The organism is Streptomyces sp. yr375 (assembly GCF_900110755.1).
Lineage (GTDB): Bacteria > Actinomycetota > Actinomycetes > Streptomycetales > Streptomycetaceae > Streptomyces.
This window is the reverse complement of sequence record NZ_FOFF01000003.1, coordinates 326261-345032: the sequence shown is the minus strand read 5'-3', so window position 1 is coordinate 345032 and position 18772 is coordinate 326261. Positions and strand designations below refer to the sequence as shown.

At 70.4% G+C, this 18772-nt stretch carries 12 protein-coding genes and 3 pseudogenes; 6 read left to right on the top strand and 9 right to left on the bottom strand.

Annotation, left to right across the window (positions count from 1 at the left end):
• Positions 1-62: 62 nt before the first annotated feature.
• Positions 63-2786, bottom strand: coding sequence for an ATP-binding protein (locus tag BMZ82_RS05925; RefSeq protein ID WP_093772360.1), 2724 nt, complete (start codon positions 2784-2786; stop codon positions 63-65).
• A 478-nt stretch (positions 2787-3264) separates the two neighbouring features.
• Between BMZ82_RS05925 and BMZ82_RS05920 the strand changes: the two genes are divergently transcribed.
• Positions 3265-4344 (top strand): DUF2510 domain-containing protein, encoded by a 1080-nt coding sequence (locus BMZ82_RS05920; RefSeq protein ID WP_093772358.1) that lies wholly within the window; start codon positions 3265-3267, stop codon positions 4342-4344.
• 140 nt (positions 4345-4484) lie between these two features.
• Here BMZ82_RS05920 and BMZ82_RS05915 read toward each other — a convergent pair whose 3' ends face one another.
• Positions 4485-5126: a TetR/AcrR family transcriptional regulator gene (locus BMZ82_RS05915; protein WP_093772356.1), complete on the bottom strand. Its 642-nt coding sequence runs from the start codon at positions 5124-5126 to the stop codon at positions 4485-4487.
• A gap of 191 nt (positions 5127-5317) precedes the next feature.
• On the opposite strand from BMZ82_RS05915, the gene BMZ82_RS05910 reads away from it, so the two are divergent.
• A complete protein-coding gene (locus tag BMZ82_RS05910) occupies positions 5318-6142 on the top strand; it encodes a phosphatase PAP2 family protein (RefSeq protein ID WP_093772355.1) in 825 nt (274 codons plus the stop codon).
• Positions 6139-7098, top strand: coding sequence for a hypothetical protein (locus BMZ82_RS05905; protein WP_093772353.1), 960 nt, complete (start codon positions 6139-6141; stop codon positions 7096-7098). Before BMZ82_RS05910 ends, BMZ82_RS05905 begins: the two co-directional genes overlap by 4 nt.
• 271 nt (positions 7099-7369) lie before the next feature.
• Here the strand turns inward: BMZ82_RS05905 and BMZ82_RS05900 are convergent, their stop codons facing one another.
• Positions 7370-8188 (bottom strand): LURP-one-related family protein, encoded by an 819-nt coding sequence (locus tag BMZ82_RS05900; protein ID WP_093772351.1) that lies wholly within the window; start codon positions 8186-8188, stop codon positions 7370-7372.
• 34 nt (positions 8189-8222) lie between these two features.
• Positions 8223-9239, bottom strand: a pseudogene (locus BMZ82_RS05895) (phospholipase domain-containing protein); the annotation flags it as partial.
• A gap of 617 nt (positions 9240-9856) precedes the next feature.
• Between BMZ82_RS05895 and BMZ82_RS05885 the strand changes: the two are divergent.
• Together BMZ82_RS05885 and BMZ82_RS41170 are read left to right on the top strand one after the other, a co-directional pair.
• Positions 9857-10993, top strand: coding sequence for a Fic family protein (locus BMZ82_RS05885; protein WP_093772349.1), 1137 nt, complete (start codon positions 9857-9859; stop codon positions 10991-10993).
• A 91-nt stretch (positions 10994-11084) separates the two neighbouring features.
• Positions 11085-11678 carry a helix-turn-helix domain-containing protein gene (locus BMZ82_RS41170; protein ID WP_218159015.1) on the top strand — a complete coding sequence of 198 codons (594 nt, stop codon included), beginning with the start codon at positions 11085-11087 and terminating at the stop codon, positions 11676-11678.
• A gap of 364 nt (positions 11679-12042) precedes the next feature.
• On the opposite strand, the pseudogene BMZ82_RS05875 reads toward BMZ82_RS41170, so the two are convergent.
• The 4 genes and pseudogenes from BMZ82_RS05875 to BMZ82_RS05860 form a co-directional block, all read right to left on the bottom strand.
• Positions 12043-12147, bottom strand: a pseudogene (locus tag BMZ82_RS05875) (ATP-binding protein); the annotation flags it as partial.
• A 59-nt stretch (positions 12148-12206) separates the two neighbouring features.
• The gene (locus tag BMZ82_RS05870) at positions 12207-12956 is read right to left on the bottom strand and encodes a transposase family protein (RefSeq protein ID WP_093772347.1); all 750 of its coding nucleotides are present in this window, start codon (positions 12954-12956) and stop codon (positions 12207-12209) included.
• Between the two features lie 27 nt (positions 12957-12983).
• Complete coding sequence (locus tag BMZ82_RS05865; protein WP_107487641.1) at positions 12984-14705, bottom strand: IS4 family transposase; 1722 nt, start codon at positions 14703-14705, stop codon at positions 12984-12986.
• Positions 14695-15926 (bottom strand): IS3 family transposase gene (locus BMZ82_RS05860; RefSeq protein WP_371271154.1). Its coding sequence is split into 2 segments (ribosomal slippage): positions 14695-15600 and positions 15603-15926, totalling 1230 coding nucleotides; the frame shifts between segments, so codons are not numbered across the junction. Before BMZ82_RS05860 ends, BMZ82_RS05865 begins: the two co-directional genes overlap by 11 nt.
• 307 nt (positions 15927-16233) lie before the next feature.
• On the opposite strand from BMZ82_RS05860, the gene xerC reads away from it, so the two are divergent.
• Entirely contained in the window at positions 16234-17193 is a 960-nt protein-coding gene (xerC, locus tag BMZ82_RS05855; protein ID WP_143098830.1) for a site-specific integrase, read from the top strand.
• Positions 17194-17271: 78 nt separating this feature from the next.
• Here the strand turns inward: xerC and BMZ82_RS05850 are convergent.
• Positions 17272-18321: pseudogene (locus BMZ82_RS05850) on the bottom strand (alkaline phosphatase family protein); the annotation flags it as partial.
• Positions 18322-18772 lie beyond the last annotated feature (451 nt).

Genomic DNA, 18772 nt, shown 5'->3' with positions numbered 1-18772 from the left:
CCCGACCGGCGGGAAACCACTCGCGCTACCTGCGGGTGAACACCCCGCACTCGGCAGTTCCGCTATCTCCGGGTCTGGCCGGGGACGAGCCCGACCTGCGGTGCGCCCAGTCCCTGTAGGGCCGCTTGGGCCTTGTCGACCAGGCCGTCGGCGCCGCAGGAGCGGGCCAGGGTGAGGCCTCGGCCGAGTTCGGACGGGGAGCGGGAAAGGATGCCGAACTCGACGCGGGCGGCGGCGTGTTCGTACTGGCAGGGCGAGGACTCCAGGTAGGTGACTGCCTGTTGGGCGAGGCGGACCGCGCGCTGCCCGGTCTCCAGGGCGGCGGCGCAGCGCAGGGCCTCGCCGATCGCGGTGTCGGTGCCGAAGCGTTCGGCCTGCCTGCGGGCCTCCAGGGCGAGCCGGTTCGCGCGCTCCGGGTCCTCGACGGCGAGCGCCCGGGCGAGTTCGACGGCCCAGGGGACCATCACCGGGTTGAGGTGGCCGCGGGCGGTGGCGGCCTTCTCGGCCGCCTCCAGCTCGTTGATGCCGTCCTGGACCTGGCCGACGGCCAGCAGCAGCCGGCCGCGCACGGTACGGGGTTCGGGCAGCACGATCGTCGACGGGTACGGCGGGGCGAAGCCGTGCTGCTCGGCCGTCTCACAGGCCTCGGCGACCCGGCCGCGGACCAGCAGCGTGTCGACGAGGTTGCAGGTCGCCGACCAGTACACGGGCAGGCCGCGGCCGACGCGTTCGGCCAGCCGCAGGGACTCCCTGAGGGACTCCTCGGCCTCCTTCAGCCGGCCCCGGCGGCGCAGCCCGACGCCGAGGTAGGCGTGGGCCAGGGCGAGGTGGCCGCCGCTCCAGCCGGCCGAGACGTAGGCGCGCAGGGCTTCGTTGAAGAGGGCGTCGGCGCGGTCGAGGCGGTCGGTGTAGGCGTAGGTGCCGGCCAGCATCATCAGCAGCTCCATCCCCCACTCCTGGTCGGTCCAGCCGAGACCGGGGGCGAGGCCGCCGTTGACGAGGGCGCGGTCGCAGAACTCGACGACCTCCTCGGCGTTCTCGCCGTGGGTCGCGGCGTCGAAGCCGCGCAGGATGAGCAGGGCGCGCTCGGCGTTGTCGCGGCCGGTGCAGGTGGCGGCGAGCGCGGCGAGTTTCTCCGAGCGGCGTGGGGAGGCCGCCTCCCCCGCGTGGACGCCCTCCCACATGAACTGCACGGCCTGCAAACGTAGTCGGGCGGGTCCGGGGGCCTGCCGGGCGGCCTCCGCCTCGACCGTGCGGACGGCCTCTTCCAACTGGTCGTTGTGCACGAGTGCCTGGGAGAGGCGGTAGACGGCGTCGACGCGCTCGGCGCCGTCCAGGCCCGGCATGGCGAGTGCCGTACGCAGGTGGTCGATGGTCCTGGCGGGAGCGGTGAGCAGGGTCGCGCAGCCCAGTTCGTAGAGCACGCGCGCGTGGACGTCGAGGCCGGGCGGTTCCCTCAGCGCTCGCTCCAGACAGCGGCGGGCGCCGTCGGGCGCGCCGACGGCGAGGTGTTCGCGGGCGGCCTCGCGCAACTGCTCGACGAGTTCCTCGTCGCCCTCCTCGTGCACCTGGAGCAGGTGCCGGGAGGCGGCCGCGAGGCCCTTGCCTGCGTCGGTGACGACCTGGGCGGCGATGCCGTGCATCGCGGTGCGCATGCCGCTGGGGATGGAGTCGTAGACGGCGGTGGCGATCAGCGGGTGGACGAACTCCAGCCGGCCGTCCGCCACGAGGCCGGTGCCGGGGCCGGGTTCGGTGAGGATGCGGGCGTTGCGCAGCAGTTCGGCGCAGCGCACCGCCTGCTCGCGGCCGAGACCGGAGAGCCGGGCGGCCTGGGCGACGGAGATGTCGGCGCCGAGGATCGCGGCCGCCATGGCGAACTTGGTGGCGTCGACGCCGAGTTTCTCCAGGCGGTCGACGAGGCCGTTGCCGCGGGCCGCGCGGTTCAGGGGGCGCAGTTCGGCGGCCGAGGACTCGGTCGGCCGCAGTTCGCTGTCGCGGACCTTGGCGAGGAGTTCGACGGTCTCGTAGGGGTTGCCGTCGGTGACGGCCCACACCTCGCGGCAGAACGCGGCGTCGGCGTGCTCGCCGAGGGTGGCGCGGGTGAGGCCGGCGACCGCGGGCGGGGTCAGGGCGCTGAGGCTGACGACGGAGCGGCCCGCCGCCTCGTCGACGCTGTCGATGGCGTCGAGGTGGTGGGCGGCGTCGCCCCTCACCTCGCCGGGCCTGCGGGCGACGACGACCAGGACGGGGAGTTCCGCCAGGCGCTCCACGAACGCGGCGAGCCAGTGCAGGGTTTCCTGGTCGGCCCAGTGCGCGTCGTCGACGAGCATCACGAGCGGGTAGTCCCGCCTGGCCAGCCGGGTCACGGCGACGACGAGGCCGTCGCACACGCCCTGCGGGTCGGCGTGGCCCTCGCCGGGTTCCGCCACCCCGAGGGCGGGGCCCGCGACGCCGTACCAGTCGCCGAGGTACTCGCGGATCTCCTCCGGGTGCAGGCACAGCAGCACGGGCTGCAGCAACTGCCGTACCACGTTGAAGGGAACGGACCGCAGTGTCTCGCCGCCGCGGGCCGACCACACCGTGCACCCACGGGCCTCGGCGATACGACGTGTCTCGGCCAACAGCGCGGTCTTGCCGAAGCCCGCCTCGCCCCGGAGCACCAACAGGCGGCCCGAGGAAGACCGGTCGGCCCGGAGCGTCTCCACCGCCTCCGCGATGGTGGCGACTTCCGTCTCGCGCTCCCACAGGGAAGCCGAGGCGGCCGCCGCCGGCCTGACCTTCGTCATCCCGCTACCTCCCCAAGTCGCCCGAACGACGTACAGACCTCGAGCGTAGCCGTCCCGAGGCCGAAGCGGAGGACGGTCCGGGCAGGTACCGCCTCGACGAGTGACGGGCGACGAGCCGGGAGGCCCCGGCGGGCCTGCGGACGTGGCCCCCTGGTGTCAACGGCGAGTGACGCGCGTCGAATTGACGTCGAATTCACGCCAGCGGGGCGGTCGGGCGAGCGAAGCCGGTTCCGAAGCGATGCCGCACCGGCTCCGAACCGGCTCCGCTACGGTGCCGGGACCGAGCCGAGATCGCGCCGAGCCCGCGCCGAGCAAACGCCGAGCCCGCGCCGAGATCGTTCCAAGGTCATTGCAGGGCGGCTCCAAGGCCGCGCCAAGAGCTGCTCCCCGGCCGATTCCCATGCCGATTCTCAGGCCGAATCCAAAAGAGTGGCCGCCCTCTCATCCGGCTTTCACCGACGCCTCATACGGTGGGGGCATGACGCAGGTGACTCCTCCCGGGTGGTATCCCGACCCGGGGCAGACAAGTGACGGTCCCGCCACCGAACGCTGGTGGGACGGCAAGGCATGGACGGACCAGACCCGCACCGCGGGCGAGGGCGCCGTATGGGGTCCGCCGGCGCAGACCCCGGTCGGCGGGGCGTATCCGGCGCACCCGGGATATTCGGGATATCCCGGGCACCCCGACGCTCCGCCGGGCGCGGGCCGGCGGCGCGGGCTGCGGACGGGCATAGCCGTCGCCGCGGCCGTCGCGGTCCTGGCCAGCATCGGGGTCGGCGTGTACGCGCTGGCCAAGGACGACGGCTCCAGCGGCGGCGGCACGGCCCAGGGGCCGGGTGGGCAGGGCGGCTCGGGCGGCCAGGGTGGCAACGGCGGCGGTCAGGGCGGTCCGTTCGGCGGCTCGGGCGGGTCCGGTGGCTCCGGCGGTTCGGGGGGCTCGGGTGGTTCAGGCGGGTCCGGTGGCTCCGACGGTTCCGGTGGTTCCGGCGGAGCCTCTCCCTCGCCCGGTGAGTCCGAGGCACCGAAGATCAAGAGCGGTGCGGTGACCGACGCACTCAACGGGATCAGCATCCCCATCCCGGCCGGCTGGACCGGCCAGCAGATCAGCGTGGGCGCGCAGGTTACCTCCGACTCCTCCTACAAGTGCCCCGGCGACACCACCAAGACCTGCACCAAGGGGGGCGTGTACTCGGTTCCCGTCGAGGCGCTCAAGACCAAGGGCGACACCGCCGAGGAGGTCGCGAAGGCGGACATCGCGGCCAACGCGGAGGAGTCCTACGGCGGTACGACGTACGGCGCGATCACCTCGCACCAGGTGCTCGCCTCGAAGGCGGTGACGGTGGCCGGGCAGAAGGGCTACCTGGTGCGCTGGAAGGCGGTCACCAGCAAGGGCGCGGACGGCGTCGTCGAGTCGCTGGCGTTCCCGGCGCCCGCGGACCCCAAGCGGCTGGTGGTGCTCCGCTTCGGCCTGGACGCCGACCAGAGCTTGACGGTCATCGACACCATCACCACCGGCATCAAGGTGTCGACGGGCGGCGGCAGCGGCACGAACGTGTGAGCCCCGCGACGACGGCCGGGTGGGGCGCCCTCCGCTCAAGGGGTGCCCCACCCGGCCGGGGGTGCGCGCCGCCCCCGTCCCCACGGTGCGGCGCACGCAGGCCGTCGTTCCGTCATCCCGGGAACGGCGGCCTGGGTCTTCTACGAAGACGACGGCGGCGGTGACGTCGCAGCGAGTCCGAGGGCGGGCAGGACGGCGGCTTCCATGAAGCGGACCAGGTAGTCCGGGTCGGCGTACTGACCGTCGACGACCGGCCGGGCGCGGACCACGCCGAACAACTGCGCCGGGACGTACTCCAGCGCGGGATGGCCGGCGGGGATCTCCCCGCGCTCGACCCCGCGCCGCAGGATGTCCCGCAGCGCCTCGATCTCCGGGTCGATCAGCGCCTCGCGCAGCGCCCGCGCGAGGTCCTCGTCCCCGGTGACGGCGTGGCCGAGGGCCTGCATCAGCTTGCTGTCGCTCGTCGACCAGCGGCCCGCGGCCCGCGCCGCCGCGCGCAGGTCGTCGGCGAGCGAACCGGTGTCGATGCCGGCGAGCCGCGCCGCGCGGCGCGAGCGCAGGGCCGCCACGACGAACTGGGGCTTGGTCTTCCACTGCCGGTAGAGCGTGGACTTGCTGCACCTGGTGCTGGCGGCGACGCCCTCCATGGTGACCGCTTCGTACCCGCACTCGCCGATCTGCTCGAGGACGGCGTCGAAGAACTCCCGCTCACGCTCGGGCGTGATCTTGGAGCGGCGCGTTGCGGCGACCGGCTCCGGTCCCTCCGCGGCCTGCGACGTCATCGTCTCTCCCTCTCCGTTCCGGCGTACGCGCCCGTGTCCGCACCGGTGTCCGTTCCGGGCCTGCTTCCAGTGTGGCGTAAGTCAATCGATACGCCAGTGTACCGGTACTCGCGCGTATCGGTACACTGGCGTTTCGGTACGCCATCGTATCGATCGATCAAACGCACCACCGTCAGTGAAGGGGCCGGGGGATGAACGCCCGAACCGAGCCTGTGGAAGCGGAGCCGGCCACACCGGCGAGACCGCCGATAGTCCGCGAGTTCCTGCTGGTCGCAGGGCTCTTCCTCGTCTACAAGTTCGGCCGGCAGTTGGCCACGGGCCACACCGGCGAGGCCTTCCGCAACGCCCGCGACGTGTGGCATGTCGAACGGTGGCTGCACCTGCCCGGCGAGGGCGCGGTGCAGGCCCCGCTGTTGCACGGTGGCGGCCTGGCCGAGGTCGCGAACACGTACTACGCGACCGTGCACTTCCCGGTCACTGTGGCCTTCCTGGTCTGGCTGTACCTGCGGCGTCCGGCGCACTACGTGTGGGCCCGCCGGGTGCTGGCCGCCCTCACCGCCGCCGCGCTGGTGCTGCATCTCGCCTTCCCGCTGGCCCCGCCGCGGATGCTGGCGGCGACGGGGTTGGTGGACACCGCGCGCGTGTACGGGCCTTCGGTGTACGGCCCACCGCAGACGGACCATCTCTCCAACCAGTTCGCGGCGATGCCGTCGCTGCACTTCGGCTGGGCCCTGATGGTGGCGGTCGGGCTGATCGTCGCCACCCGGTCGCGGTGGCGGTGGCTGTGGCTGCTGCATCCGCTGCTGACCCTGCTGGTGATCGTGGGCACGGCGAACCACTACTGGCTCGACGCGCTCGTGGCGGGCGCCCTGCTCGCTCTCGCTCTCACGCTGATCCAGGCCCCCCGGCGCACGACGACCCCGGCGGCCCCGGTGACGGCGGCGGCTTCGACCGAAGACGGTGCACGCACCCTCGTCCCGGCCGAGCGGCCGACCCTGGTGGGGGCGGACCGATGAACGCCACCCTCGTCGCCGTCGTCCTGTCCCTCTTCTCGGCCGTCGCCTACGCGGCCGCCGCCGTCGCCCAGGAGCGGCTGGCCGCCCGGCACCCCGGCAGCGGCCTGGTGCGGATGCTCGGCAACGGCGCGTGGTGGTGCTCGGTCGCGCTGAACGCCGCCGCCGCGCTGCTGCATGTGGTCGCCCTGAAGTACGGTCCGCTCACCGTGGTGCAGCCGCTCGGGGCGCTCACGCTGGTCGCGGCAGTGCCGATGGGCTCGCGGGTCGCGGGGCGGCGGGTAGGCGCGGCCGAGTGGCGGGGCACCGCCCTGACCCTGGCCGGTCTGGCCGCGATCCTGGTCACGGCCTCCGGGCCGGCTCCCGAGGACGTCCTGAGCCTGCCGGAGGCGGTCGCGGTGGCCGGGGCGACGGCGGCGCTGATCGGGCTGCTGGCCCGGCGCGGCGCCAAGCCCGGGCTGCGGCACGCGACGGCGTCCGGCTTCGCCTCCGGGGTGGCCTCGGCGCTCACCCAGACGGTGACCGTCGCCGCGACGGACCGTTCGGGGCCGCTGCTCAGCATGCAGGTGATCGGGGTGGCGCTGCTGGTCGCCGCGTTCGCGGCGGGCGGGCTGCTGCTGTCGCAGACCGCCTACCAGGGCGGCCTCGGCGCGCCGCTGGCGATGGTCACGCTGGCCAACCCGGTGGCCGCCGCCGCGATCGGCCTGCTGCTCCTCGGCGAACGCCTCCAGGGCGGAGCCGCGGGCATACTCCTCGCCCTGGCGGGCGCGGGGCTCGCGGGGCGGGGCGTGGTCCTGCTGTCACGCGCCGCACCGGACCCCGACGCCGCCACCAAGACCTACGACGACGAGGAACACCCCGTGGCAGCGGTGCTGGCCCTACGCCCGGACACGGCGTCAGCCGAACCGGCGCTACTCCCCCGCCCGACAACCGGCCCCGAACACCTCACCCGGCTGTAGCCCCGGCGTAGTCCACGACATCGCGCATCGGCTACACCACGGGCGTCAGCCAGACCGGCCGGGCATCACCCCAGACCGGTGGGCATACGCCCAGACCGGTGGGGGCATACGCCCAGACCGGTGGGGGCATACGCCCAGACCGGTGGGGGCATACGCCCAGACCGGTGGGCGTCAGCCCCCACCGGCGGCCATACGCCCACGCCGGCGGGCGTCAGGCAGACCGGCTGGGCATCAGCCCAGACCGGCGGGCATACACCCAAACCAGCGGGCGTCAGCCCAGGCCGCGGGCGTCCTGTTTGAGTGCGGTGTCCACGGTCAGGGCTGTGGCGACGACCAGGCTCAGCAGGGGTTCGGGCAGTTGGTAGTGGATCTGCAGGACGTAGTTGTCCGCGGTGGTGAACATCGTCTTGGCGAGGCCCTCCCAGGTCTTGGTGATCCGGGCGACCTCGTTGTCCGCGTGGTCGACGATCGAGAAGTTCCAGGCGCGCCAGTTCTCCGCCTTGATCGCGCCGACCTTCTGGCCGCCCGCCTCGATGGAGAAGTTGATCTTCCCGATCATGTTCTGCTGGACGATCTCGCCGACCGGCTGCCCGTCGGGGCGCGTCACGATCACCCGTGACTTGAAGATCTTCGCGGGCCGGGTCAGCAGCAGCACCGGCTGTCCGTGGGCGTCGCGGATCTCCAGCCGCTGCGTCAGGTACTGGTCGATGCTGGCGACGAAGCGCACGATCTTGCGCAGCGTGCTCTGTCCGACCTGGATGACCGAGCCGAGCTGGTTGCCCTGCTGGTCCATGACCTTGTACTCGTTGGTCAGCTCTATGAGCTTGGCCTTCTGGTTCACCACCAGCACGGGTTCGCTGAAGAGGGTGCCGCCGCCGGGGCCGCTCGGCGCGACCCCGGCCTGCTGCTGCACCTGCTGCTGGACCCGCCCGTCAGGCCCCGCCTGCTGCGGGATCTGCGGGGGCGTCTGCCCCTTGCCGTCAGCGTGCGTGTGGTCGGTCCACTGGGCACCGTCCCAGTAGCGCAGGGTCTGGGCCGCCCCGTGCGGGTCCGGGTACCAACCTGAAGGTGTGTTCGAATGCGTGGTCACCGGCGCACACTATCCCGAGGGAGTGACAACAGGGTCATTCCGTGACGATCGCCGGGTCGCTCACGCCGGGGTCGCCGTTCTCGACGTGTCCGGCGAACCGCCTGAGGAACGCCGGGTCGGCGGGGGACGTGACGGTGAGGTCGTACCACCGGCGGCTCGCGCGCAGGTCCACGGTGCGCATGAGCACCGCGCCGGGCCGCAGCTTGACGGTCGTGGCCCGGCCGCCGTAGCCGTCGGCGAGCTTCAGCTCGACCGTGCCGTAACCCCGGTGGGTGAAGGTCAGTTCGACGTCGTCGCCGACGTGCCGGGCGACCACCTCGGGCCCGGCCGTCTTCGCCGCCTGCCTGAAGGCGCGCAGGAAGCCGTTCGGGCCGTGCACGGTCAGGTCGTGCGCGCCACCGGAGTACGCCGAGTTCCAGGTGTCGGAGACGGTCGCGCCCGCCCCGGTGGTGTAACTCCACGGCCCGTCGGTGCGGTTGCCGGAGGTGACCAGGAAGGCGGCGCCCGCTTCGGCTCCGGAGGCGAAGGGGAGGGTGAGGGTCCCGGCGGTCGGATCGGCCGAACCGTCCACGCCGGGTGCGTACTTGAGGGGGCGGGTGGGGCGCTGGCCGCACTCCTGTTTCGGCAGGACGGGGTGGGCCGGCGGGGTGGGCACGTAGTCGGGGTGGCGGACCTTGTCCGGGGGCCGGTAGCCGTCGGTGTCCGGCAGGGCGACCGGCCGGGTGTCGGTGCGGGAGAAGTCGAACGCGGCGGTCAGGTCGCCGCAGACGGCCCGGCGCCACGGTGAGATGTTCGGCTCGTGGACGCCGAAGCGGCGCTCCATGAACCGGATGACCGAGGTGTGGTCGAGCGTCTCGGAGCAGACGTAACCGCCCTTGCTCCAGGGCGATATGACGAGCATCGGCACCCGCTGGTCGAGTCCGTAGGGGCCGGCGGTGTGGCCGCTGTCGCCCTTGAAGAGGTCCGGGCCGACGTCGACCGTCGACCTGCCCTGCGCGGCCGAGGCCGGCGGGAACGGCGGGAGGAGGTGGTCGAAGAAGCCGTCGTTCTCAGACGCAAAGTTGTGGGTCCACCTGTCCGACTTCCACAGGCACTATCACACCCTGACTGGTGACCATAAAGAGCCGAAACCCCTCCAGTAGCCAGACCCCCCTGCTGATCGGAAGCCGGGGAGACCGAACGCTCCGCCTGGTCGCTGTTGAAGTCTTCGAGCGCGCAGTAGCTGACCCCGATGCCCTGGCAGAGTTGCCTATCGTTCAAGCCTCCGCGGCCCGACGGCATCGGCCTGGAGGGTGAGGACACGTTGGGCATCGCCTGAAACGCGCACGTCTCCGCGACCGGTAATCAGCTCCCCGCGAGCCCACCCACCATCCGCTACCCGGAGCTGGACCCCACCTGGAACTTCGTTCGATGACCCCAGCGAAATGATTCGCCGACTGCCCCGCTTGACAGCTCTCTATCTGGAGTGAGCGGAAGCTCGCAGTCACAAGGCGAGGTCAAACAGTGGAGGGGGAGACTCCCGAACGTCACTGTCTGTTACTCCATCAAGGCGTGAACACGGCTCCGCTGATGAATAGGCGACACCGCAACATGCGGGCCTACCAGTCCCGGGGCCGTATACGGAAGCGGCTGCTTGACGTAATGATTGCGTCACCATATCATCGGGTGATGCTCTTCCCCGTGCCTGATCTCACCACGGACGACCGCCGGGTCCTAGATCAGATCGACCAGATGCGCGAGACATTGCGGCATGCCGTGCGGACCTCCGCCGTAAAGTGGACGGAGGGCCTACGGAAGTTCCTCACCGCAGACGCGGTAGCAGCCTCGAATTCCATCGAGGGCTTCAAGGTGTCGACCGTGGACGTCGAGGATCTCATGGAAGGCGAGACCGAGGTCGACGTCTCGGAGGAGAACCGGGAGGAGACTCTCGCCTACCAGCGGATGATGACCTACATCCAGACCCTCCACGACGTCGAGGACTTCTCCTACAGCAAGGGCCTGCTCAACAGTCTTCACTGGATGCTGCAAGGCCACCGGCACAGCATCCGCCGGCCAGCCGGCCAGTGGCGCAAGGGCCCCGTCTACGTCACCGACCCCCGCGACCCAAGCATCGCCGCCTACACCGCCCCCGACGCCCCGCTCGTCGCCGGTCTGATGCAGGAACTCGTCGACTGGCTCAACGAGAGCGACGGCACCCACGCCCTGGTGCGGGCCGCCATGGCCCACCTTCATCTGGTCTCCATCCACCCCTGGGCCGACGGCAACGGCCGTATGTCCCGCTCCCTGCAAACCCTCATGATCGCCAGAGAAGGAGTCCTCGCACCGGAATTCTCCTCCATCGAGAGCTGGCTGGGCCGACCGGGCAACACATGGGAGTACTACCGCGAGCTCAACGACCGAGGCAGCCAGTACCAGCCCGACCAGGATGTTTCCGGCTGGATCAGATTCAACCTCACCGCCTACCACCAGCAGGCACAGACCGTCCAGGGCCGCCTCACCCGCTCGGGCCGCGTCTGGACCTCCCTCGCCGACTTCGCCGACAGCCAGAGCCTCGACGAACGCACCGTCACCGCACTCCATGACGTCGCCATGGCCGGACGCGTGCGCCGTTCCCGCTACCAGCACGCCGAGGACCTCAGCCTCCAGCAGGCCCAACGCGACCTCCGAGACCTCACGGCCAACGGCGTCCTCCAGCCCGTCGGCCGCACCCGGGCGCGCTACTACACCGCCGGCCCCCAGTTCCCCCAAGATGCCATCCACATCGCACGGACCCCCATGCCCCTGACACACCCCTACCGCACCTGATGGGCCCGATCTGCGAGATATGTTGCGGAACCGGGGTGTGTCAATTTAGACACTCCCGCTGTCCGCGACATGCTCGGCGGGTCTCCGATCGGTGAAGGTCGCGGCCCGGTACGGCACCTCACGCCAGACCCTGCACAGCTGGCGGCGGCGGTTCGAACAGGAAGGCATGCCCAGTCTGCTGGATCGCTCCCGCCAGCCACGGAACAGTCCCACGCGCCTGTCCGCCGAGGCTGAGGCCGAGATCTGCGAGCTGCGCCGCCGACATCCCCGGTGGAGTGCCCACCGGATCTCCCACGAGGTGTCCGGCCGCAGGCTGGAGCCGGCGCCGTCGCGGACCACGGTCCACCGGGTGCTCTCCCACAATGGCCTGGGCCGCGCCCAGGAACAGCAGCATCCGCGCACGTACCGCCGGTGGCAGCGTGAGGCGCCGATGCACCTGCGGCAGATGGACCTGGTCGGAAGGAGGCAACTGTCGGGTTCATCAACTGCAGCAGGCGACACAGCCGAGAACAGCAACGATGTACCACCGTCAGTTCGACACTCGGCACACACGACCGTGAGCGCATTGCACGCCGACCATCAGAGCGCCTCGCGAAACGATGGCCGCGCCACCCGGCCTCTCCGGCCGTACTCGAGGGCCTCCGGAAGGCGGGAGCCGCCAAGGCCGAGGGCGCGCCTCCTCTGACACAGGCGCAAGTCGACCGGATCGTCGCCATCCTGCGCCAGGCAGGCTCTTGCGGCCAGTACGCTGGCACGTGTAGGCGGAGCACCACACCGCCAAGGCTGGGGGCCATGGGAGCGGTACTCGGCACCGGCGGAATAGGGTGCGGTCACGCTCCTCCGCGTTCGCGCTCACCCAGTGCTGCAGCGAGCCCGCTGGTCCGGTCCTCCTTGATCGCGACCGAGACGGACTACTGGACCCGGATGGCATCGGCGATGCCGGTGATCGCCCTCGGCTTCGGGACTGGCGTCATCGCCCGGACCAGGCCGCAGTCCATGGAGTGGACCACGACAACCGGAGATCGCCTCGGCACTGCTCACCTCCCGGCCGCGATCGAGTGGACGGCCGTGCCCTCCAGGGACTCGACCCGGCTGAGCGGCGGCGGGATGGCCGGCAGCTGCTCAGCGAGCATCGTCTTGCCCGCTCCCGGAGGCTAGCGCAAGTGACTAGATGGATGAGTCCAAGGGGTGTCGTTGCGGTCAGTGAGCGTTTTCAGCGTTGCCTCTCCAGGGTGAGGACGGCTTTGGCGATGACGCTCATGCGGTTGGGGCTGATGCGGGATCTGCGGAAGATCTGCCAGGACTTCAGCCGTGCCATGCCTCGTTCGACGGGTGCCCGGGCCGCGGACAGGGCCCGGTTCTCGGTGCGCTCGGTGAGGGTGAGTTCACCGTTGGGTGGGCGACGCTTGGCGGTGGTGACCCAGTCGCCCGCACCGATGTAGGCCATGTCGGCAAGGATCGGGATGCCTTGGCGCGCGCAGATCCGGAGGATCTTGTGGGTGCGGGCGGCCGTCAGATCGTGGGTCCGGCCCGGCAGTGCCGGCGACAGCCACAGAATCTCGCCGGCCGGGTCCGTGACGACCTGCACGTTCACCCCGTGCCGCCTGTGTTTCGAGGAGTAGTCGCCCCTGCCGTCGCCGACGCGGTCGCACTCAGCGAGCGTGCCGTCCAGGAGGACGAAGTCCGGGTCGTGCGCGCGCAGCGTCTTCAGCAGGCCTGGTGCCTGCGCGGCGAGCAGACCGGTGACCGCGGTGACGTAGGCGTGGGCGGTGCCGACGGATATCCCGAAGCCCGCGGCGATACGGGCGAGGGTGTCGTGGCGCCGCAGGTACACGAGTGCGACCAGCGCACGGCGGTGCGGCGGGAGTTTGCACCGCCGGTCACCCTCACGGGTGACGATGAGCATCGTGACCCACTCGACCAGGGCGTGGGGCAGGTCGAGTGCGGCAGGATACGGAACCAACGCGGCTCCTGTGCCAATGCCACGGAGTTAAGGCTTTCCTCTGCAGGTCAACCCGCTTTCTGTCAATGGTTTTGGTGCGTCGGGCAGGAGGCTGTAGGCCCCTCTGCGGGTTCTGGTGATCCGCCCGTTCCGTGCCCAACGGCTGAGTTGGGTGGCGAAGACGTTGGGGTTGGCAATGCCGAGTGCTGGCGCGATCTCCCCGGCGGTCCAGGAGTGTTCCGGTGCGGATTGCAGGACAGCAAGAGTGCCTTCGAACCGGGAAAGGGCCGGGTCGACACAGGGAGGTACCGGCGGCGGAGACACGGCGGCCAGGTCCTCGATCAGGGTGTAGATGCCTCTGCCGACCTTGGCGATGTGTCCCTGGCTGGCCCAGCGGGACAGCAGGACACGGAAGCTGTTGATATTCCCCACGGCCAGGATGTGCGCGAGTTCGGTGGCGTTCCAGCAGCGCCCTGGGTGGGAGTGCAGGAACTCCATGGTGCGGTCGATGAGGGCCGGCAGCTGGGAAGCGCGCGTGTGCGGCGCAGGGGGTGAGGAGGGGTGCCGGCGGGAGACGAAAGCGGGCGTGGTCGGTTGGGCGGCGTGGACGCTGATGGTGATGGAGATGATGTTCGTACTGTTCGAAGGGCGTCCGTCGTCGGTTCTGGCGTAGCGAGGAATGGGAGATTTGAGCTTGCGGGAGCTGATTCGCGGGCGGCGGGTGGGCAGGAGATTGTCCAGGACGGCCTGGCCGATCCGGCCGACGAGTCCGGCGTCTTCGTCAAGGACTCCGTGGGCGGCCACGACCTGGTCACGAGCTGCTTCCAGGGCGACGGTGAAGCTGGCCCGGTCGAGGTCGGTGCCGGGCACGGACTCGACGGCGTCGACCATGGCGGTGCGCAGGAGTTGGTAGAGGGTGAGCTGGGCCCACAGTTCCTGTTCGACACCGCTCGGGTCGGTGGAGCGCAGCACCCTACCTTGCATCAGCGTGTGCCGCAGCGCGTAGTAGGCGGATTCGATCTCCCAGCGCTCGTGATAGAGGCGGACAAGGGCGTCGCAGGGGTCTTGGTCGGGGTCCAGCAGGGTGGTCACCAGCCGGTATCCGTCATGCAGGCGGGTGCCGTCGGAGCAGGTCGCGATGATGTCGGCCTCGATGATCCGCACCTGCACCGAGCGGATCCGGGACAGGTAGGAGCCGTCGGGCAATCGCTGGGTGGTGGGAAGACGGCGCTTGGAGGTGAGGCGGACCAGGAACTGGGCGCCGGTGTCGGCGAACTGGGCCAGCAGCTTGCCGTTGTCGAAGCCGCGGTCGGCCAACACCAGCGTCTGCGGGCCGAGCAGGTGCATCAACTGCCGCGCGTAATGGGCCTCCCCGTGGAACGTGGGGCCGAACGCCGCTCCGAGCAGGCCGCGGCTGCCCGTCTCCACCAGCGCCATCAGCCGCAGCGTGGGATAGCCCGCCCAGCCCAGGTGGACCCTGGCCCGGCCGAACCAGCCGCGGTTGCGTTCCGCGTCGGGCACCTTGATCGAGCTGCAGCCGTCGAAGGCCACAGTGCGCCAGTGCCGGTAGCGTGCTCCGGGCGTACGCGGCTGTGCCAGAGGCCCGGCCACCACCTCGAACAGCGACCTCAGCGGAACCGGTCCCAGACGGCGCCGCAGATCACGCAACGCCTTTTCCGAGGGAGCCGCGACTGGCAGTCCCGCCAGACCGGCGACCAGCTGGGACCTGTCCCCGAGGAGTGGACACCCGTTCGTATCGTTATGCGGCAAGTGTCAGGGTAGCTGACTGCTGTTCGTAGGCGATCGGTGCCTGCTGTCCGAGGCGGGAGTGCCTGCGGCGGGTGTTGTAGCGGGTGGTCCAGCGGAAGACGGCCAGGCGGCAGGCGCGGGCGCCGTCGAAGCGGCGGGCGCCACGGAGCGTCTCGCGTTTGAGGGCCGCGTTGAACGACTCGGCGAGTGCGTTGTCCGCGCTCGTGCCGACCGCACCCATGGACTGTCTGACGCCCAACTGGGCGCACAGTTCTGCGAATTCGCGTGAGGTGTACTGGGCGCCGTGATCGCTGTGGAAGACGGCGCCGACCAGGCTGCCGCGGACCCGGGCGGCTGCCCTGAGTGCGTCGGTGACCAGCGAGGTGCGCATGTGGTCGGCGATCGACCAGCCCACCAGCCGGCGCGAGAAGCAGTCGATCACCGTCGCCAGATACAGGAACTCGCCGTCGCCCACCGGCAGGTAGGTGATGTCGCCGACATACTTCGTGTTCGGCGCGCTCGCGGTGAAGTCGCGCCCCAGCAGGTCCGGCACCGGGGTGGCGGACGGTTCGGGCACGGTGGTGACCTGGCGCTTGCGCAGCCGCAGCCCGGCGATGCCGAACTTGCGCATGACCCGTCCGACGCGCTTGTGGTTCACGCGCTCGCCGTCGTCGCGCAGCTCGGCGGTGATCCGGGGGCGGCCGTAGGTGCCGTCCCACTCGGCGTGCACAGCTTTGATCCGCTCAGCCAGTGCCGCGTCGGCCCGCTCACGTGCGGCGCGGGCCTCGCGGCCGGCCCGCCACTTGTAGAAGCTGGAGCGGGCCACCTCCAGCACCTGACACAACCGCTTCACGCCCCAGGCGCGGTGGTGGTCCTCGACGAACTGGAAGCGGTTGGTCACCAGGTCATCTCTTGTGCGAAAAACTTCGTGGCCTTGCGGAGAATGTCCCGCTCGGTGGCGAGCCTCTGCATCTCCCTGCGCGCTGCTGCCAGCTCCCGGCGCAGGGCCTCGTTCTCGGCCTGGAGCTCCTCGGCCGTCGGCGGGGAATCCACCGTGTTCTTCTCCGTGCTCGTCGTGCTGCCCCCGCCGCGGCGGGCCCGTTCGGCCCGCACCCAGTTACGCAGCGTCTCCCGGCTGATCCCCAGATCCTTGCCGATGCCCTCGAAGGTGTGGCTCGGGTCCGACAGGTACAGCGCGACGGCGTCCGCCTTGAACTCGGGCGAGTAGACCTTCATCACCATAAAAGATGCCTCCTACCCGACCCCTGGCGGGGTCGGGATCAGAGGTGTCCACCACTCGGGGACAGGTCCCCCCCTCTACCCCGCCAAGCTGCATGACAAGGGGGATCAGTGGCAGGTCCGCTACTACCCGCACGGTGCCGCCGGCAAGGAGGAGAAGGAGCGCTTCGCGACCAAGACCGAGACGGAGCGCCGCAAGTCGGCTGTTGAGCACGAGATGAACGAGGGGATCTACGTCTCACTCGATGCGGGGAACGTCTCCTTCGAGGTCTTCGCGGATGAGTGGCTGAAGGGCCGCGGAGCGGACAGCGTGGAGGTCTACCGCCGTCATCTGCGGGTGCATGCCTATCCCGTGATCGACCGCAAGACCCTCGCCGCCCTCGCGAGCCGCCCCAGCACCGTGGGCAAATGGGCATCCGGGATCGAGGCGTCGCCGAACTACAAGCGGGACATCATGCAGACCGTCACGGCCGTGTTCGCGGCGGCGGTCGACGACGGCCTGATCAAGCGGAATCCCATGAAGTCGCGTCAGGTCACCAAGCCGAAGCGCGAGAAGAAGAAGATCGTCCCTTGGACGGCGGACCGGGTGGGCACCGTAGTGGCTGCCCTCGACCATCTCACTCCCCGCTACGCGTGCACGGGCGTCGTCGGCGCAACCTCGGGCCAGCGACAGGGCAAGATCTTCGGCTTCTCCCCCGATGACGTGTTGTGGGATGCAGGCCGGATCAAGGTGATGCGGCAGATCAAGGAAGTCCGGGGCGGAGGCGCGAACCGGCTGATCTTCGCTCTGCCGAAGACCAAGGAGACACGCGAGTTCCCCGCCCCGGCCGCTCTGCTGCGCGGGCTCAAGGCCCACATGGAGATCTGGCCGCCGGTCGCGGTCACCCTCCCGTGGGGTTCGCTGGACGGCGAGCCGGTGACCGTGCGTCTGTTCTTCACCACGCCCTACGGGATGCCGCTGGATGCGTCCGTGTTCAACCGGCTGGTGTGGAAGCCCGCACTGGCCCAGGCCGATGTGATTCCTGCGCCGGTCGGGCGCCGGTACGCTGCCGCACCGGACGACGGCATGCACGCCTTGCGCCACCATTACGTGTCTGCTCTGCTGAGCGCCGGTGAGTCGTTGGTGACGGCCGCCGAGTTCATCGGGGACACGCTGATGGTGACCGCCGAGACGTACGCCCATCTGATGGAGGGTGACGGGAGTCGCGGAGTGGCCGCCCTTGATCGTTCCTTGGGCGGCAGTGTGGATGCCCTGCGGCTAGCGGTGTGACAGGAGGTGCGACCGTACTACGACCAACGCAAGCCCCTATGCGGCGAGTTCGCAGGTCAGCGCCTTGCGACCTGACATGCCGTCGTTCTCGTCATAGGTGACGAACAGGGCCGTCTTCGCCCACACCTCGGGATCGGCGGTGAGTGCGTCGAGTACCTGGGAGACGTACCAAGCGCCGTAGTTGGCAGGCCAGTTGGGGTGTTCGGTGAAGGCCTCGGGGGCGACGATCCAGGAGATCTGCGGCAGCTTGCCGCCCTTGACGTCCTGCTTCAACTGCTCGAAGTAGCCCTCGCCCGTGCGGGCGTCGGTGCCGGTGCGGGCCTTGTCGTACAGCGGGTCGCCGGGCTTCGCGTTCTGGTACTGCTTGAAGTAGAGGAGCGAGTTGTCGCCGTAGTTGCCGCGGTAGGCGTCCTGGATCCAGCCCCAGCCGCCGGCCGCGTCCAGGCCGTCGCCGACGTCCTGGTAGATCTTCCAGGAGACCCCGGCCCGCTCCAGCCGTTCGGGGTACGTCGTCCAGTTGTATCCGGCCTCGTCGTTGCCGAGGACCGGGCCGCCGCCCTTCCCGTCGTTGCCGGTGTAACCGGTCCACAGGTAGTAGCGGTTGGGGTCGGTGGAGCCGATGAAGGAGCAGTGGTAGGCGTCGCAGATGGTGAAGGCGTCGGCGAGCGCGTAGTGGAAGGGGATGTCCTCACGCGTGAGGTACGCCATCGTGGTGGCGCTCTTCGCGGGGACCCACTGGTCGTACTTGCCCCCGTTGAAGGCGGCATGGCCGTCGTTCCAGCCGTGCGGGAGGTCCTGGATGAAGGCGAGTCCCAGGTCGTCGGCGTCGGGGTGGAACGGCAGGACGTCCTTGCCGGCGGCGTCCGCCTGGTGCCAGACGGACTTTCCGTCGGGCCGGGTCACCGGGCGCGGGTCGCCGAAGCCGCGGACGCCTCTCAGTTTGCCGAAGTAGTGGTCGAAGGAGCGGTTCTCCTGCATCAGGACGACGATGTGCTCGACGTCCTCGATCGACCCCGTGCGGTGGTTCGCGGGCAGCGCGGCGGCGCGCTCGATGGAGCCGGAGAGCGCGGTGAACGCCGTGGTGGCACCCGCGAGTTGGAGGAAGCGGCGCCGGTTGACTTCGGGCATGGGTGAGGCACCTCTCGTACGGAAGGATTCGTCCGGCCGTTTTCGTGACGGATTGCGCGCGCAAGGAGTGTGTTCCAAGACCACCGAACACGCGGGAAGTCCCGGATGACACCCACGTGAAAGTCGAAGGTACGGGGAATGTGCGACAAACCAAGAGACCCCCAAGCGCCCCCAACGGCCGTTATCGGTCGGGGCAGTCGGGGACGGGCCGGGTGATGGCCCCGGGCTGTGGTGCTGAGCGGCGGGGCCGAAGGGCGGGGGCCAGGCGGTGGGGCCGGACGGCGGGGGCCGGGCGGCGGGGCCGGAAAGCGGAGCCCGGCCGCGGGATCGGGCGGCCGAACCAGGCATCGGGACCGGACGGCGAAGCCAGTTAGCGGGGTGGGCGGCCGAGCCGGACGGTGAGGGCGGAGAGGGAGCCGGACAATGGGGCGGGACGGGTAGCCGAACGTCC